Here is a 17,683-nt window from a genome sequence, read left to right on the forward strand (position 1 = left end):
TTGGTGCCTTTGGCAGTTGACACTAATGCCAAGTGGATGGATAGAAAATATGTTTCGTGGGAAAATTTGGAACATGATTGTGAAGTTGATGAGGAATTTACAGAAAATTTTTGACGCTATCAAAAATACCCTTGTTTTTAATCAACTTCTCTACAAGTTCCTCTTTTTTCATTGGTTTTGCAAAAAGATATCCTTGATATATATCACAACCAAAACTCTCAAGTATCTCTTTTTGTTCCATATTCTCTACACCTTCTGCAACCACTTGAAGTCCAAGACTTTTAGCAATGATGATAATACTGTGAACGATCTGGCGTGTATCTTTCTCTTCTACAATATCGTCAATAAAGCTTTTATCGATCTTCAGTTCATCAATCGGGAGGTTTCGTAAAATGTTCATTGAAGAATAACCCGTACCAAAATCATCAAGAGAGATCTTCATCCCCTGTTTTTTAATATCTTCAAGTATTGCGATAACATGTTTTTTATCTTCAATAAAAACCGTTTCTGTAATCTCCAAAGAGATAAGTTCCGTTTTTATCTGAGATGCTGTAACTTTTCCAATGATACAACTTAAAAAATCATGTTGTGAAAACTGTTTCGCAGAGATATTAATAGAGAGGTGAAACTCTTTTTTTGCAGCCTGCTGTATCTCATAAACATCTTCAAGAACTTTTGAGATGATAAAGCGTCCTATATCTTTGATAAGACCTGTTATCTCCGCTATAGCTATAAATTCATCAGGAGGTACAAAGCCCAGAGTTTCATTGTTCCAGCGAACTAACGCTTCAACACCATAGATCTTCCCATCAATATAGACCTGTGGTTGATACACCATAGAGATTTCTCCTCTACTCAATGCCATTTTAAGCTCACGCTCCATCATTGCACTTCTTAAGTACTTCTCTTTGATGGCCTCATGGAAAATGACAAAACTGTTCTTCATCTCTTTTGCTTTATACATAGCAAGGTCAGCGTAGCGTTTCACCTCATCAAAATTCTTCCCGTCATACGGATATCTTGCTACTCCTATACTTGCTCCTAAAACAAACTTAAACTCATCAATGACAAATTCACCGGAAATTGCATGCAGTATCCCTTTTGCACATACTCCTATACTATCATCACTCATAAACTCCGTTATTAAAATAAACTCATCACCGCTATAACGGATGATATCACGGTGCTCCTCTTTTTTTGCAAGCGACATAAGCCTTGCTGCGATAATCTGTAAAACTTTATCTCCATACTCATGTCCAAAACTGTCATTGATACTTTTAAATCCATCCAAATCAATAAAAAATAGCGTATATTTCGATTTAAAGTTTTTTATCTTCTCTTCAATATAGTAACGATTATACAAAGAAGTTAAGGAATCACGAATGGCCTGTTCTTTCAATGTACGCTGTTTTTGCATCTCATTTCTATCAATCACACCGATAAGATAGTAGATGATAAACAGGATAAGGATATATATTGCTAAAAGAATGAGTTCTTGATTCAGATACTCAGCCCTTATAATAGTCAATGGTGTTGTAACAACTATCCACTCTTTGTATCGTTTTATATATTTATAACTACTGTATGATAGTTTGCCTGTAATGTAAGAAGTACAGGTTACACTTATTACTGCTTCTGAATTTTTCAGTTCTCTTAATGGCTTAGCATAGACTTGTTCCATTATTTGAAAGATATCGGCTAATGCTCTCTTGCCAACCGGTTTTCTATATAGATATTCTTCAAAATCATAAAACTGCAAGTAGTTGTCTTTATCACGTAAAATAAATATTTTATTAGCCCCAAGCAGTGAATGGATAAACTGATTTTTCTTACTTAAAGAGATACCGCTGGCAATAACGGCAACAACATCCCCTTTTTTATCATAAAGGGCTTTACGAATTGGGATAACAAGACTCTTGAGTGCCTCAAGATAATATGTCCTCCCAACGACCATCCTGTCACTCTCTAAAGCATCTAAAAAACCTTCCCGTGTCTTTTTTGTTTGTAGAAGGTTGGGTATCTTTTTTACATCAATATTACTCGTTGCCAAATAAGGAGTCCCGTCCGGTTTAAAAAGGCCGACCCCGGTCAGTGTTGGATTCAGTAAAAGCATTTGATCCAGCATCTTTTTTTCTTGCTGCGGGGTAAGATTATGATTTAAAATATTTTTTCCGACAATATCAAGAATCGTCTCATACTGAGAAAAAAGATTTTCAATATAGTAAGCAGTAGAGATAGCATATGTCTCTTGACGATCTTTATAAGCAGATATTTTTTGGTTCTACAGAGCATAACTGATAATAAAAAAGAAAATAAGCGATAGAACAACAATTGTATAATACAATTTCCAAATATCTCTTTTAAATATTTTCATTTCCACTCTTTTATATAATTGTTCATTATATACAATAATAGAGCAATAACATTTACAAAACCTTTAAACAAACTTATTTACTTTTCTGTTATAATTCCAAAAAAGTTACCACAAAGAGAAAAAAAGTGCATATACCTAAAGGTTTTGGAAAAAACTACTTTACACTAGCAGCCATACAAGCCTACATCTCATTAAAGAAAATTGTAGCACTCTCTAGTGCCGTATGCACACTTGACGGCAAACCTCTCAAGATAAAGATCAACTCTCCGCCTACAGCTTAAATATTTTCAACCATAACAACAAACAAAATAAAAATATTTAAGGATATCTATGCAAAAAAAACTACAACTTTCACTTATTACTGTTGCTCTTGTGAGCTCACTTCAAGCTGAGAATCAATATACACTTCAAAATATTGAAGTCACATCATCACAAGGAACATCTATTAATAAAAAGGATATTACAGATGATGTTATTGTTATAACAAAAGAAGAGATTGAAGAGTCTCGTGTTACAACACTCAATGAAGCACTCAATAAGCTTGCGAATATGGCAATGACACAAAACGGTGGTCCTGGTACATCTTCTTCTATCTATGTACGAGGAATGAGCTCAAAAAGAATCTTAGTTCTCGTTGATGGTGTCCGTTACAACAACCCAACAGCCATCGGAGCAGCAGCAGAATTTTCTCAAATTATGCTCAATAATGTAGAACAGATTGAGATCATCAAAGGAGCACAATCCGGTGTTTGGGGAAGTGATGCAAGTGGTGGGATTATCAACATAACCACATCTAACGCCAAACAAGGTTATCATGCAAGTTTAAATCTTGAATATGGTACATATAACACACTTCAAACATCATTAGCAGCATCATATGCTACAAAACAATATGATATGCTTGTCTCAGGAACATACTTTGATAATGATGGTTTTTCAGCTGCAGGACCAAAACAATCAGAAGCTGATTATGGAAAAAGATATGATGATTTAGGGTTGGAAAAAGATAGCTATGAAAATAAAACCCTCAATACAAAATTTGGCTATAACTTTACGGACAGTGACAGAGTTGAAGCTAATATTCAAGCGATAAACAGCTTTGTACATTATGATAATGGAGCAGGTACCGCAAATGATTCAACGATTCCAAATACATACCTACAAAACCGTTTCTATTCACTGGCACTTAAGCATCAAGACTCTCTTAATGATATAACACTACAGTATAATCTTTCTACTTTTGATAGAGAAACAGTTTCTCAATGGGGAAATTATTACTATAAAGGTTCTGTTAACGAAGTAAAAGTTGTTGATAAAATTGACTATATGGCAGATAGTTTTTTAAGAGTCGGTGCTTCTTATCAAAAGTTTGAGCAGACAGACATTACACCAAATATAGATAAAAGCTATAATGCAATCTCTGCTTATGCAACAAACTACAATAAAATCCAGATTTTAGCTGACAACAACACAATCATTACAGAATCTGTTCGTTATGATAACTATAACTCCTTTGAAAATGCATTGACAGGGAAATTTGGAATCAAACAATTTATTAAAGATGATCTCTATTTAAGTGCAAATATCGGTACAGGATACAATGCTCCGACACTCGGACAACTTTTTGGACAATGGGGAGCGAATCCAAATTTAAAACCTGAAAAATCTTTAACAGGTGATGTAAGCTTTGGAAATGACACACTGTGGATTACATACTTTCATAATGAGATTAAAGATTTAATTGATTATGACTGGACACTTGGATATATCCAAACAACAGGAAAGTCTACATTCAAAGGGGTAGAAATTGGTTATGAGGATTACTATTTAGATACTTTAGGTCTAAAAGCACTCTATACTTACCTTGAAGCAAAAGACAGTGATGGAAAAGCACTAGCACGTCGTCCACAAGCACAGGTTGACGTTCGTGCGACATACTATGCAACAAATAGTTTAGACTTTGGACTCAATGCACAATATATCGGTAAAAGATATGACAGTGCAGACAATCAAGGAGCACAAACAGGAAAATATACAGTCATTGATTTTGTGACAAATGTTAAAGCAAATAAATATGTTACATTTTATGCTAAAATCAATAACTTGACTGACAAATACTACCAAACTGTAGATGGTTATGAAACAGCAGGTAGAAGTCTCTACGTAGGGCTTAACGCGAAATATTAAAAAGGCAAAAAGTGAGTATAAAAACCTTTCTCCTTATCTTTATCTTTGTACTCACTGCCACGGCAAAAGAGAGAATTATCTCTCTGAGCCCATCCATTACAGAGATCATCTACGCTCTTGGTGCAGGTGATGAGCTTGTTGCTACATCATCCTATTCACTCTATCCAAAAGCAGCGCAGAAACTCCCTGTTATAGGTGGCTATACCCATCCAAATATTGAAAAAATAATCTCTCACTCCCCTACTTTGGTTGTAGGACAGAGCTTTAATACACAAACTTTAGAAAAACTCAAATATTTTCATATAAAGAGACTCAAACTCAAGCTAAAAACCCTACAGGATATAAAAAACTCTATTGCCCTTTTAGGTAAAACAATTTCAAAAACAAAAGAGGCTAACAAACTTCTAACAGATATAACACGTGCTATCAAAAATATAAAAAAAACAAAAAAACCACACTCCGTACTCATTGTCTATGGGCTTAAAGAGGATCTGCGCAGTGGTATCTATGTGGCCGGGGATGATATCTTCTTTAATGATATCATCAAGCTTACAGGCAACACAAATGCCTACAAAGATGACACCATCTCGCAACCAGTACTGAATTATGAAAATATCATTGCTCTGAACCCTGATCAGATCATCATTCTGCACTCTCACGCAACCGAAGCAAATGTCAATGTCAAACGTGCGCTTGCCAACTGGTATGCACTCCCGACAAATGCAGCAAAAAATGGCATGATCTCTATAGTAGATGAAGATTATCTTCACATCCCATCCCAAAGAGTAGCCTTTACCATTGAGCGGCTCTCACGTGAGATGCATAATGATTAAATTGCAAAACCTTTACTGTTTTTATGAAGAGCAGATAATTTTAGAAAATATCACACAGGAATTTCCAAAACATCTCAGTATATTGGGTCCAAACGGTTCTGGCAAGAGTACGCTTGCAAAAGCGATCTGTGCACTGACCCCTCATCACGGAGAAATTTCACTTGATGGTACAAATATCGGGAGCTACACTGCAAAAGAGCGTGCAAAAAAAATCGCCTACATCCCTACAAAACTCGAGTTTTATGATGAGTTTTTAACAGTTGAAGAGTTTGTTCTGCTTGGAAGATTTGCCCATAAGAAGAGCTTTTTTGACTACTCTGACAAAGACAGGAGTCTTGCAAAACAGTATATGGGACTTTTACATATTGCACACCTTTCCCATCAGACACTCAGTTCGCTTAGTTCCGGTGAAACTGCTCTTGTATTGATTGCTCAAGCACTTACTCAGGAGAGCCAGATCATTATCTTTGATGAGCCAACAGCAAACCTTGACCCAAAAAATGCAAAAATCATCGCCAGACACATCAAACAGTTACAACAAACACACCAAACAGTTTTAATAACACATGATATTCATCTGGCTCATTTTATGAACAATCCTGTACTTTTTTTAAAAAATCAAAATGCCCACTATTTTGAAACAGACTTCTTCACTGATGAAAACCTCAGCAAACTCTATGATGTAAGCATAAAATCTCTGGCGGTGCAGTATGATTAGAGCTCTGATCTGGTTCGCACTTCTTTCTATACTCATAGTCTCTCCCTTTCTTGGTGCGGTCGATTTACATTTTTGGGATCTTGTTCACACAGAGTCACTCAGTGCGCAGATCTTTTATGATTTACGACTTCCTCGAGTACTTTTTAGCTTTTTTGCCGGAAGTATCTTAGCCCTGAGTGGTCTGCTTTTTCAAACGCTCTTTCGGAACCCATTGATGACTCCTTATACTCTTGGAGTTTCAAGTGGGGCAACACTTGGAGCGGGAATTGCCATTAAATTAGGGCTTAGTACTGTTTTGTTTGGCATCGGGGCTGTAAGCCTTTTTGGATTTTTTGGAGCTATATTGACAATATTTTTACTGCTTTACCTTTCACAGTTTTTACGAGGCTCGCAGCAGAGCTCACTTCTGCTTTTGGGTATTGCCCTTTCACTTTTTTACACCTCGGCATTGATGCTTGTTTTTTATCTTGGTAACACCATTCAAAACGATATGCTGATTCGTTTTACGATGGGCTCTCTTTCTATCATTGGCTGGAATAACCCTCTTCTTTTAGGTATTATCGCTCTTTTACTAACGCTTACTATCTATGCTTATCGTTTTGAACTGCAACTTCTCGGTGTCTCCCAAGAGGGTGCAAAGCTCAAAGGGGTAGAGAGTAAAAAAGTCACACTTTGGCTTCTGCTTATCGCCTCTTTGGCTATCGGTCTGCTTGTGAGTATCTCTGGGCCTATCGGTTTTATCGGACTTATTGTCCCTCATATCGTTACAAAACTTTACCCACTTACGGTAGAGAAACGCATCATAAAAACAGCCCTTTTTGGTGGGTTTTTTCTTGTACTGTGTGATACTATTACACGTGCACTGCCAACACAAAGTGAGCTGCCTATTGGCATCATCACAGCACTCATTGGTGGACCGTTTTTTATCTATCTTATTATCTCACGAGTACGGTAAAATTATTAACTAAAATTATGTAATAATTGAAAAAACAAAAAGGTTTACTTATGCCAGAGATATCAAGACGTGGATTTTTAAAAGGTGCTGTAGCACTTGGTACACTGCCACTTGTTGCTAATGCAACACAAAAGGAGGCTACAACAGAGAGTCTGAAGTTTATTCATATTACCGACTCCCATATGGACCTCAGTGACAGCGATTCTGTCGATGCACTCAAACTTGCAGTTGCATATATCAACAAGAATCATCCTGATTTGGATTTTGTACTCTTTGGCGGTGACAACTTTAACAACAATATTGCAGGTGATAAAGATGCCATAGTTTATAAAAAGATATGTGACAATCTCAAAATGCCATACTACACAGTACGCGGGAACAAAGAGTCCTCTCCAAAAGGAGATGATGAGATAAACCTTGCAGCATTTCAAAAGATGTTTGTAGAGGATAGAGGTCTTACTATATCAGGAAAAGATTGGCTTTTGGAGAAAAAAGGTTATAACATTCTTGGGCTTGACAGCTGCAATGAGCATCAAAACAATGGGCGCTACACTGAAGAGACTCTCGCTTTTGCAGAGAAAACTCTTAAAAACGGCAAACCTACTCTTATTTTAAACCATCACCCCTATACTAACTACTGGGGAGGGAGTGAAGAAAAAGATATTCACAAGTATGTGCTTAACAATACAAAAGAGATACAAAAAAGACTCTTTGGATACAAAAATCTTCTTCTTACTCTCTCAGGTCATAAACACATCGACTCTGTAACAAAGATAGATAATGTTACAGTAATTGTCACACGTGGTTTTATTCGTCCGCAAGATCTCGATATGTATCCAATGCGCTATGTTGAGCTCTCAGGTAACACTGCCAATCAGAAACTTATCTATACTGCCTAGAAGTTATAAGCAAACAGAAGTCTAAAGTTGTCATTATTGAACTCTAGACTTTGGCTATATTCTTTGTTGCGTTCTATTACATAAATTGCACCTATTGTAAGGGCCTTATTATATTTGTATTTCGCAGCGATATTCTGTTCGATGATATGTGCTTTTACTCCACTTGTATCTGCTTCTCCTTTAAAGTCACCATAAGCATATAAGAATTTCAATCGTTTATAATAATAACTCACCGCTGCCATAATTGCATCTGCTTTCCTGTCTGCTGTAATCTCATCAAGTATCATACTGTCCATACTTGTAAAAAGCGTTCCTCCACCATAACCGCTAAAACTTTGTTTAGCACTCTTTTTGTTAGAACTGTTATAAGCCAAACGTAATCCAAGTTTGTTATATACTATCTCACCCATTACTCCATAGATATCTGCAGCTATTTGTGAATTATCCAGCTCTTTTTGCTTAAGATATTGACCATTGAAGTGTAAAAAAAGTTCTTTCTTTACGTTGATATGCGCACTGATATCAGTGTAAAAACTTCTGTTGGCAACCTTATCATCACCCTGTGCTATATCTTCTACGGAAGGATTGGAAAAATTATAATACCATGCAGAGATATCTAAAACTTTATTGGAAAAAGAAATCCCCATATATTGACTTCCATTTTTTCCTGTTTTAACCCATCCCTTGTCTAAACCTGCATCATTTCCCTGCCAACGCTGTAGATGACCAAACATAAAGTTCCAATGATTATAAAGATATTGTGCTGTATATGCCTCAAAACTATTGCCAACCATACGAATATCATCACTGTCCGCCAAAGGTGTATCAATTATCTGACGACCGGCACGCAATTCCAATGTTTTATAACTGTAATTAAGATATGCTTCACTAAGCTGCGTATAACTTCTGCTCGTACCTGAGAGCTCTTCATTATACTTCTGATTCTCACCTGAGAGTGCTCTAATATCATTTGTTGTTACCATTGCTGCCGCTGCACTTACCCCATGATACTGTGCTGTTTCATACTTAAGCATTCCACCAACTGCCGTTGCATAATTATTGACACTGTTTTTATTTTCGAAACCTGAGTAAAGTGTTCTAAACTGTCCTATAACTTTGCCATCTTTTACAACACTGTGAAGTTTCTCTACAATAGAAGGTTCTTTCTCTTTTACTTTTGTAATCTTCTGAATTGCCTTGTTTACAGAGTGTACTCTGTTTCTATTCTCATTTACTGCATAAAGACAACTGCTAAATAGCACTGTAAAGCCTATATTGATTAAAAGAATTTTCCGCATTTTCTTCCTTCTCTATCAATCTTGATAATTATTATCGTAATACTACAGTGAAAAAGTTTAAAAATTCTTGAAAATGATAATATTTATCAATTTATATTATTTAAACTATACTATAATTCCATATTCAGCAAAAGAGAGAAGATGGGTTACAGTAAATGGTTAGCAGAGCATGCTAAAAAGCATAAAACAATCATTGATAAGTTGATAGCTAAGAATCTGACAAAAAGTGAGATAATCGACTACTTTAACTTTGAAAATATGAAAGAAAAAGAGCCGGATTTCTGTCCACTCTATGCACAAAACAAAAAATGCCATGAGATTAAACAGCTTAACTGTTACCTCTGCTCCTGTCCAAACTTTCGATTTAGTGACAAGGGTATAAAAGAAGTAGATGACAAACTACTCTGCAGCTACTGCAACATCAATTCAAAAGATGGACGCCAAGCAGCCTACGGTGATAAAATCCATCAAGATTGCTCACGCTGCATAGTTCCGCATACAAAAGAGTATGTAACAAAACACTTTGACTTGGAGTGGAAGAAGATCATGTCTGTTTGTGAGCTTTCATCGTAGATGGGCATTAAAACTCCACTTACGCTCACGCAGGCACAACATCTTTTTCCCTCTTTTAAATTTACAGAACTTCTTGAGACACAAGATGGCATTATGGATACCACCTACATTGTACACAATCACAAAGAAGCATATATTTTAAAAAAGTATGAACGAGATATCAAAGAAAAAATCCTCTTTGATACGGAACTTTTACAAAAACTCAACGCTGCTGGTCTCAATGTCCCTCTTTTACTTGCACAAAACAAAGAGTGGTATCTTTATAAAAAGCTCAAAGGAGAGCAGCCAAAAAAGATACAGCTCATACATCTCCAAACGCTAGGAAGATTTTTAGCACGTTTTCATCAACACTCACGCCATATAAAAAACCAAAAACTCTTTATCAAAAACTATTCCTTAAAAAAAGTCTTGCGTGAGATCAAAACAAAGCACTACTTTTATTATAAAAGACTCTCCTGTCTTACTTCACTCACGCAAGTTTGTGAAGGCTTTATTCATGGGGATATCTTTAAAGACAACACTCTCTTTGATGGTAATAAAATCGCTGTTTTTGACTTTATAGACGGAGGATGTGGCAGTTTTGCTTTTGAACTTGGAGTAAGCCTGCTCTCTTTTAATCCTCACGCACGCAAAAGTTATACAACACTGCTTCTGAGTACCTATAATCAAACAGCACCAAAAAAGATAACTCTGCGTGAGATTGAGAGAGAAATACAAAACGCTGCAAAACTTTATGCACTTTTACGCATTTCACACCACTCTAACACTAACAAAGCAAAAGAGTTAGCAAAACTTTGGTAAAATTCCTCTATGCAAATAACAATCAACGAATACAATATGCAAAATCTTGAAGCCTTTAGCGAGCTGAAGAAAAAAGAGATTTCTGAGCTTATCAACGAAGCCCTTGAAGAGTACTTTATCAATGAAGAGAAAAAGCTCCTAGAGAAGAATCTAGCAGATGAAAATGCCATGACAAATCTGGACTTTGATGAGTTTTGGGATGATGTGGAGATATAAGTCCTTAATCAAGTAGAAGCCTAATTTTCAGAACCTCAAAAAGAGGACTAATGCAAGGCGAAAATTCGTAGCAGCTACTAGTAGCTTCAAGGGTTTTCAACGAAGCAGTAGCTCTCTTTTTGAAGTTCCCTTCGGGTGCTAAGCAAATGCCACTATTGCGTCGTTACATTTTCTTGAATTAGCTATGGCTAGTCCTGCAAAAATGTGCCTAGCACTAGAAGCATTTGCTTAGCACTGAAATTTGGGCTTCTACTTGACTAAGGACTTAATATGCAACACGGCGGTAATATTTACAAATATGCAAAAGAGCTCGACTGTTTAGCTGATGAAATTATTGACTTTTCTTCCAATATCAACTGCTATCAGCCTGATATCAGCTGTAATATATCTCAAAATATCATTACAAAATATGCAAACAGCGACTATCCAGATCTCAAAGAGAGCATTGCACAAAATTATAAAATCCAAACACAAAACATCGCGCTTTACAATGGTGCTACAGCTGCCATCTACGAGCTTATGAATGCACTCAAAGGCAAAAAAGTCTATCTCTATGCACCTCTGTATGGTGAGTATGAAAAAGCAGCCCTTGCAAGTAAAAAAAATATCTATAAGATAAATCGCATCGAAAGCATCGATGCAGAAGTAGAGAAAAAATCTATCGTAGTCTTTGTCAATCCATCGACTCCTGAAGGAAGTTTTTATGATTTGGAGGAGCTCTTTTTAGAGTGGAAAGCTAAAAAATGTACAATAATTATAGATGAAAGCTTCATAGAATTTGAAAAACATAAATCTTTGAGAAACCAAATAAATGATTACAAAAAACTCTATATCATTCAATCTTTTACAAAGTTCTATGCATGTCCAGGTCTTAGAATCGGTGCAGTTTTTGCTCATAAAAAAAACATCAAAGCGCTCAACACTCCACTTTGGAATATCTCCTCACTTGATGCTCTTTTTTTAGAAGAGCGCCTACATGATACAAGTTTTAAAGAAGCGTCTTACTTAATGCATCAAGAGCAAAAAGAGCAGTTGCAAAGCATCTTAAAAGCCTCAAAACTTTTTGATATTATTGTAGAGAGTGAAGCGAACTTCATCCTCACGCAATCATCTCACGCAAAAGAGCTTTTTGAACACCTTTTGGCACATAAAATCCTTGTAAGAAGCTGTGAGAGTTTTGACTATCTTAATGACTCATGGCTGCGATTTGCTGTAAAAGACAAAGAGGCTCACGCAAAGCTCCAAGAGGCACTTGGTGCATTCGCTTAGCATATTTGGCTCAAGCAGTGACGCCGGTAAATCGACACTCTCTTTTGCCATTACCTACCTGCTTCATAGACGTGGTATAAAAGTCGCTCCCTTTAAAGCACAAAATGTCTCTAACAACTCTAGTGTTACTGATATCGACAGAGGTGAGATCGCTATTCCTCAAGCCTTTGCAGCAGAGTCCATTGGGCTGCAAACGACACCACTTTTTAACCCTGTTTTACTCAAGTCCGGAGGAGAGAACAAAGCTCATCTTATCATCAATGGGCAAAGCCTTAAAGATACCGATGTCAAAGAGTACTATAAAGATCTTGACAAGCTCAAACCTGTTGTTAAAAAGGCTTTTAAAACTTTGCAAAAAGAGTATGAATGCATTGTAGCCGAAGGTGCTGGAAGTCCAGTTGAGCTCAATCTAATGGATAAAGATCTCTCTAATCTCTACATCGCCAAGAAGTTCAATACAAAAATCATCCTCGTAGCTGACATCGAGAGAGGTGGCGTTTTTGCTTCTATCTATGGAGTTTATAAACTCCTGCCCAAAAAACTGCGTAAGAATGTCATCGGTGTCATCATCAATAAGTTCCGGGGAGATATGAGCCTTTTTGATAAAGGCGTAGATATCATAGAGAAAGATTTTGGCATCAAGGCCTTAGGAGTTGTCCCTTATCTACCGTTTAACTTAGGCTTTGAAGATGGGGCATCCTTGATGCATTACAAACAAGATACACACAAAGCTATCATTAAAGTAGCCGTTATCAAACTCCCGCATATCTCTAACTTTACAGATTTTGAACCTTTAGTAGCAGACAAGGAAATCGAACTCAGCTTCATTACAAATCCAAGTGAAGCCCAGCACTGTGAACTCTTAATAGTCCCCGGAAGCAAACGTGTCTTTGATGACTTGGAGTGGCTGCGAAAGAGAGGCTTTGAAGAACTACTGCAAGATAAAGAGAGAAAACTGCTTGCTATCTGTGGCGGCTATGAGATGATGTTTGAGCGACTCTTTGATAAGGAAAGTGTGGAATCTGATAAAAAAAGTATAGAAGGTTTTGGACGACTAAGAGGTGACGTAGTGTTCCAGACTAACAAAGTGCTAACAAAGGGTTGCTACAATCTTTTTGGATCTATGTGCAGCGGGTATGAAATCCATTACGGCATAGCAAAGAAAAGAGCCACAAAAGCAAAAAACTTTTATGGTACTTTTGTTCATGGATTTTTTGAGAACAATACATTGCGTAAGAGAATCTTTTCTGAGATAAACCCTCACTATCAAGGCTATGATTTTCAAAGCTATAAAAAAGATACCATTGCAGAGTTTGCACAACATATTAACAAGCATATAGACCTAGATTATATTTTAGAGAAACTGCATGATACTGAGTAACCTTCTTATCGCTCTTTTGGCCTATCTTATCGATAAGCTATTTGGCGAATTTACTTTTATCAAACATCCTATTATTCTCATTGGGGATGTCATCTCCTTTTTTGAGACAAAACTCTACAAAGACTCAGTTGTTCGAGGAGTCTTGCTTGTCGTTGCTGTTTTAACTGTTATCTCACTTGTTAGTTTTGCAATAGCCACCTACCTGCAACTGCTTAATTCACTTGTCAATATCATCATAAGTGGGTTTATTGCCTCTATTTTCATAGCGCACAAAATGCTCTATGACTCTGTAGCAGAGATTCTCTACGCAACTAACAAAAAAGAGCTCCTTCAAATGTTAGTCTCACGTGACACAGAGAATCTTAGTGAGAGTGAAATCTATAAAGCTGCCATTGAGACCTATGCAGAAAATCTGAGTGATGGTGTTATTGCACCTCTTTTTTATCTCTCTCTTTTTGGACTTCCCGGGATTATCATCTACAAAACCATCAACACGATGGACTCTATGGTAGGGTACCGAAATGAAAAATATGAAAAGTTCGGTAAAGCCGCTGCACGCTTAGATGATTTTGTAAACTACATTCCCGCCCGCCTTACTGCTCTCCTGCTGATGCTTATAACGCAACAAAAAAGAGTTCTCTCCTTTTATAAGGAGGGTTCAAAACATGAAAGTCCCAATGCCGGACATCCCATTACTGCAATGGCTCTGTTTTTAAAAGTAAAACTAGGAGGCCCCACTTCCTATTTTGGAGAGCTCAAAGAGAAAGCTTTTTTTGGACAAGGAAGAGAAAATATACAGGCTGATGACCTGCAAAAAATGCTGTTACTTAAAAAAAAGATTGATTTTCTTATTTTTTGTTTTTTGCTACTTTTAGTTATCATTACACTATCTATACCTTAAGGAGAGAGAATGAAAAAACTAAATGTTTTACTCACACTGTTCTTGGCAGCTTTTCTTTTCTCTGGAATGTGGTCCGGGGAATCTAAAGATGATCTTCGCAAAGAGCGTCAAACGATGAATAAAGAGACTCTCCAATATCTCTATAAATATGCACCAGAGGCAAAAGCAATGATAAAAAGGGCCTATGGATACGCTACATTTAGTAATGTCGGTGTCAACCTTATTCTTTTTTCTGCCGAAGGTGGTTACGGAATGGCTCACAATAACAGAACCGGAAAAAATATTTATATGAATATGGCCTCAGGTGGTATTGGTCTTGGACTTGGCATAAAAGATTTCCGAGCTATTTTTATCTTTGCCAATAAAAAAGTCTTTGATGATTTTGTCAATAACGGTTGGGAGGCCAATGCACAGGCAGATGCCGCGGCCAAAGCAGATGACAAAGGTGGTGCGCTCGGAGCTGCTATCACAGTAGCACCGGGGATTCGCCTCTATAAACTGACAAAAAGCGGTTTGGCGCTCCAAGCTACGATTCAGGGAACAAAATATTGGAAAGATGGTGATTTAAACTAAAATGCAAACATTTAATATTTTTACAAATGAAACAGATACACTTCCAGAAGGGAAAGCCGACTTTATTTTATCTGCAAGTGTAACAAAAACCTGTGAGATAGAAGGCATTACACAAGCCGGTATTCCAGGGATGATTCCTCTTACGCCAACTCTTGATGCCGAATTTATCTCTACCCAAAAAGTTTTCTCTCTTGGTGAATTGGCAGAAACACCGACAGGTGTACCAACTCCGGCACTTATTACCCGAGCAGCACATAATCTTACACCCTTTTCAAGCATTGAGATTTTTGATCTGGGACTTGTAAAAAAACCGCAAAACTCTACACTCCATAACTTTGATATAAAACCCTCTGAGGCAATTAACAAAGGTGCCAATATAAATGCCAAGGAGATTTTCAACAAAGGTCGCCAAGCAGGTAAAACATATGAACTAAAAGGCAACTATCTTATCTTAGCGGAGAGTACTCCAGCAGGTACAACAACAGCTACTGCTTCAGCCCTTGCACTTGGATATGATGTTGCCAATGACTTCTCATCAAGCTTTTTACATGTTCCAGACAACATAAAAAAGGAGACGATAAAGCAGGCTCTTTCACTTTTGCGTGAAGATATGTCAAACTTTGAAAAATTAGATATTGTAAGTGATAATATGCTGCTTTTTTGTGCCGGATTTATCTTAGAGGCAAGTCGTCGTTTTCATGTAGTACTCGCTGGTGGGACACAGATGGCAGCCTGTCTGCTTATCGCTGATGCCCTGCGTGAGGATGTTTTGATGCGTGTTAAAGATGAAAATATTACCCTAGCCACAACAGCGTGGGTCACACATGATAAAAACTCAAATATTGCTCGTATTTTAGAGCAGCTCAGCTACAAACCTCACGCAGTTTACACAACTTTCTCATTTGCAGAGTCCCAAATCCCTGTTTTACACAAATATGATGAGGGAGAAGCAAAAGAGGGAGTCGGAGCAGGTGCAGCACTGGCTTATATGCTAAAAAACGATCTTGAGAATCAAAAAGTTTTGGAACAAATTGAGTATTTAATCTACACTATGTGACAATTCAAAGACAATCTTTAGCTACAATGGTAGAAAAATTTTTCACAGGGCTTGTCATGTTTCATTCAGTAAAATCAAAAGTAATCATTTCTATTTTGGGGCTTAGTATTGCCGGACTTGTCTCTATCAGCTACTATCTATCATCTACGCTTCATGAACTCTCCAATACAACTGCTAAAAAATCACTCAAAATGCTCAGTGAATCCATCTTTCAAACCATGACAACAAGTATGATGATGGGTGATCCAGAAATCGTTCAGGATGCTTTTAAACATGCCAGAAAAATTGATGGTATCGAATATTTGGATATAGGCAAATCAAAAGCAGTTATCGAAGTTTATGCCCCTGCAGAAAAATTTACAAATGATCCACTTCTTATAGATGCGCTTACCAACAAAACAACAAAAATTTTGGAGAAGGATATAAACAACCATCATACCATTCGTATGATAAAACCGATGATAGCAGAAAAACGATGTCTGCAGTGTCACTATAACGTAAATGTAGGTGATGCACTCGGAGCAATGGATCTTGTTATCTCCCTTGATAAAAACGATGCAGAAATTCAAAACACAAATATGATGCTACTCATCTCTCTTGTTGTAGCAGGTATTCTTTTTGCCATTCTTGCTTCTATCTTCTTTGTCAAAGAGATCTTTTCACCACTTGAACGACTCAAAGCAAAAATCGCCAATCTCGTCAGTGGTGATAAAGATTTGACAAAAAGACTTGCCTATAAAAAAGGAAATGAGTTCGGTGCGGCTGCCAATGAGGTCAACAACTTTATAGAGATGATTCAGACTACTGTAAACAGTGTCAAATCATTAGGTCACCAAAACAAAGCTATTGCCAATGAGATAGAGATGGCATCACATGTTATTCGCAAAGGAACACAACAAGAACAGGCACTCGTTGAAAAAACTAGTCAAAAAAGTGCAGCTATTCAAGATATCTTACGAGAGACAATAGAAGCTGCTACTGAAACCCAAGCAAAAATTCTCGCAGCAGAAGAGGAACTCTCCAGTGCCAAAGAGTCTCTAGATACTTTAAGCTCTGAAGTTACCAGCTTTGTAGAGACAGAAGCTGAACTGCATCAAGAGCTCTCTTCTCTTAAAACTGATGCCGATCAGGTAAAAGATGTACTCAACATCATCCGTGAAATTGCAGAACAGACAAACCTGCTCGCACTCAATGCTGCCATAGAAGCGGCACGTGCGGGAGAGCACGGACGTGGTTTTGCCGTTGTTGCCGATGAAGTAAGAAAACTGGCGGAGAGAACACAAAAAGGACTCAGTGAGATAGATATCAGTGTCAATACAATTGTTCAAGCCATTAATGATGTCAGCGATAAAATGGCACATAATACCAAAAACATTGAAGCACTTGCTGATATCTCTGCAGATGTCGAAGCAAAAATCAACATCACAACCGATGCGATGGACAACTCGACACAAGTTGCAAACAAATCAAAAGAGGATAGTCTTAAGATGAGTGAAAATCTCAAAGAGATTATTCAATATATTACCGACATAGAGACCCTCTCTACTGCAAATAAAACAAGTGTAGAGAGTATTGAGAGTGATCTGCAGAAACTTGTTGATGTTGCCTCCTCTTTACAGGCAACCATCAATGAGTTCAAAAGCTAGAA

Annotated in this window: 17 protein-coding genes; 15 read left to right on the forward strand and 2 right to left on the reverse strand. The window is 37.2% G+C overall.

Annotation, left to right across the window (positions count from 1 at the left end; all coding sequences use genetic code 11):
* Nucleotides 1-97: 97 nt before the first annotated feature.
* Nucleotides 98-2,125, reverse strand: a complete 2,028-nt coding sequence (locus MNY27_RS07745) for an EAL domain-containing protein (protein ID WP_346392069.1) — start codon at nt 2,123-2,125, stop codon at nt 98-100.
* A 374-nt stretch (nt 2,126-2,499) separates the two neighbouring features.
* Between MNY27_RS07745 and MNY27_RS07750 the strand changes: the two genes are divergently transcribed.
* From MNY27_RS07750 to MNY27_RS07775, 6 genes are read left to right on the forward strand one after another with little or no spacing between them, the layout of a single operon-like run.
* On the forward strand, nt 2,500-2,655 hold the full coding sequence (locus MNY27_RS07750; RefSeq protein ID WP_188109420.1) for a hypothetical protein: 156 nt from the start codon (nt 2,500-2,502) through the stop codon (nt 2,653-2,655).
* Nucleotides 2,656-2,704: 49 nt separating this feature from the next.
* Nucleotides 2,705-4,561, forward strand: a complete 1,857-nt coding sequence (locus MNY27_RS07755; protein WP_152183195.1) for a TonB-dependent receptor — start codon at nt 2,705-2,707, stop codon at nt 4,559-4,561.
* An 11-nt stretch (nt 4,562-4,572) separates the two neighbouring features.
* On the forward strand, nt 4,573-5,394 hold the full coding sequence (locus MNY27_RS07760; RefSeq protein WP_152183194.1) for a helical backbone metal receptor: 822 nt from the start codon (nt 4,573-4,575) through the stop codon (nt 5,392-5,394).
* Nucleotides 5,387-6,112, forward strand: coding sequence for an ABC transporter ATP-binding protein (locus MNY27_RS07765; protein WP_152183193.1), 726 nt, complete (start codon nt 5,387-5,389; stop codon nt 6,110-6,112). The genes MNY27_RS07760 and MNY27_RS07765 overlap by 8 nt, the downstream gene beginning before the upstream one ends.
* Nucleotides 6,105-7,067, forward strand: a complete 963-nt coding sequence (locus tag MNY27_RS07770; RefSeq protein WP_152183192.1) for an iron ABC transporter permease — start codon at nt 6,105-6,107, stop codon at nt 7,065-7,067. The genes MNY27_RS07765 and MNY27_RS07770 overlap by 8 nt, the downstream gene beginning before the upstream one ends.
* A gap of 50 nt (nt 7,068-7,117) precedes the next feature.
* Nucleotides 7,118-7,966, forward strand: a complete 849-nt coding sequence (locus MNY27_RS07775; RefSeq protein WP_152183191.1) for a metallophosphoesterase — start codon at nt 7,118-7,120, stop codon at nt 7,964-7,966.
* On the opposite strand, the gene MNY27_RS07780 is transcribed toward MNY27_RS07775, so the two are convergent.
* Entirely contained in the window at nt 7,963-9,264 is a 1,302-nt protein-coding gene (locus MNY27_RS07780) for a hypothetical protein (protein WP_152183190.1), read from the reverse strand. The genes MNY27_RS07775 and MNY27_RS07780 overlap by 4 nt on opposite strands.
* Before the next feature lie 141 nt (nt 9,265-9,405).
* Between MNY27_RS07780 and MNY27_RS07785 the strand changes: the two genes are divergently transcribed.
* The 9 genes from MNY27_RS07785 (at nt 9,406) to MNY27_RS07825 (ending at nt 17,681) form a co-directional block, all read left to right on the forward strand.
* Nucleotides 9,406-9,837, forward strand: coding sequence for a hypothetical protein (locus MNY27_RS07785; RefSeq protein ID WP_152183189.1), 432 nt, complete (start codon nt 9,406-9,408; stop codon nt 9,835-9,837).
* Nucleotides 9,838-10,638 carry a phosphotransferase gene (locus tag MNY27_RS07790; RefSeq protein WP_152183188.1) on the forward strand — a complete coding sequence of 267 codons (801 nt, stop codon included), beginning with the start codon at nt 9,838-9,840 and terminating at the stop codon, nt 10,636-10,638. It abuts the gene before it with no gap.
* Nucleotides 10,639-10,647: 9 nt separating this feature from the next.
* Nucleotides 10,648-10,854 carry a hypothetical protein gene (locus MNY27_RS07795; protein ID WP_152183187.1) on the forward strand — a complete coding sequence of 69 codons (207 nt, stop codon included), beginning with the start codon at nt 10,648-10,650 and terminating at the stop codon, nt 10,852-10,854.
* A gap of 270 nt (nt 10,855-11,124) precedes the next feature.
* Nucleotides 11,125-12,123 carry an aminotransferase class I/II-fold pyridoxal phosphate-dependent enzyme gene (locus MNY27_RS07800; RefSeq protein ID WP_152183186.1) on the forward strand — a complete coding sequence of 333 codons (999 nt, stop codon included), beginning with the start codon at nt 11,125-11,127 and terminating at the stop codon, nt 12,121-12,123.
* A complete protein-coding gene (locus MNY27_RS07805) occupies nt 12,110-13,504 on the forward strand; it encodes a cobyric acid synthase (protein ID WP_346392070.1) in 1,395 nt (464 codons plus the stop codon). The genes MNY27_RS07800 and MNY27_RS07805 overlap by 14 nt, the downstream gene beginning before the upstream one ends.
* Nucleotides 13,491-14,405 (forward strand): adenosylcobinamide-phosphate synthase CbiB, encoded by a 915-nt coding sequence (cbiB, locus tag MNY27_RS07810; RefSeq protein WP_246153795.1) that lies wholly within the window; start codon nt 13,491-13,493, stop codon nt 14,403-14,405. The genes MNY27_RS07805 and cbiB overlap by 14 nt, the downstream gene beginning before the upstream one ends.
* A 9-nt stretch (nt 14,406-14,414) precedes the next feature.
* Nucleotides 14,415-14,978 carry a hypothetical protein gene (locus tag MNY27_RS07815; RefSeq protein WP_152183184.1) on the forward strand — a complete coding sequence of 188 codons (564 nt, stop codon included), beginning with the start codon at nt 14,415-14,417 and terminating at the stop codon, nt 14,976-14,978.
* 1 nt (nt 14,979) lies between these two features.
* On the forward strand, nt 14,980-16,035 hold the full coding sequence (locus MNY27_RS07820) for a nicotinate-nucleotide--dimethylbenzimidazole phosphoribosyltransferase (protein WP_152183183.1): 1,056 nt from the start codon (nt 14,980-14,982) through the stop codon (nt 16,033-16,035).
* A gap of 26 nt (nt 16,036-16,061) precedes the next feature.
* The gene (locus MNY27_RS07825; protein ID WP_246153794.1) at nt 16,062-17,681 is read left to right on the forward strand and encodes a methyl-accepting chemotaxis protein; all 1,620 of its coding nucleotides are present in this window, start codon (nt 16,062-16,064) and stop codon (nt 17,679-17,681) included.
* Nucleotides 17,682-17,683: the final 2 nt, after the last annotated feature.

It is taken from the genome of Sulfurimonas sp. NWX79, assembly GCF_039667035.1.
In the GTDB taxonomy this organism is placed as follows: Bacteria; Campylobacterota; Campylobacteria; order Campylobacterales; family Sulfurimonadaceae; genus Sulfurimonas; species Sulfurimonas indica.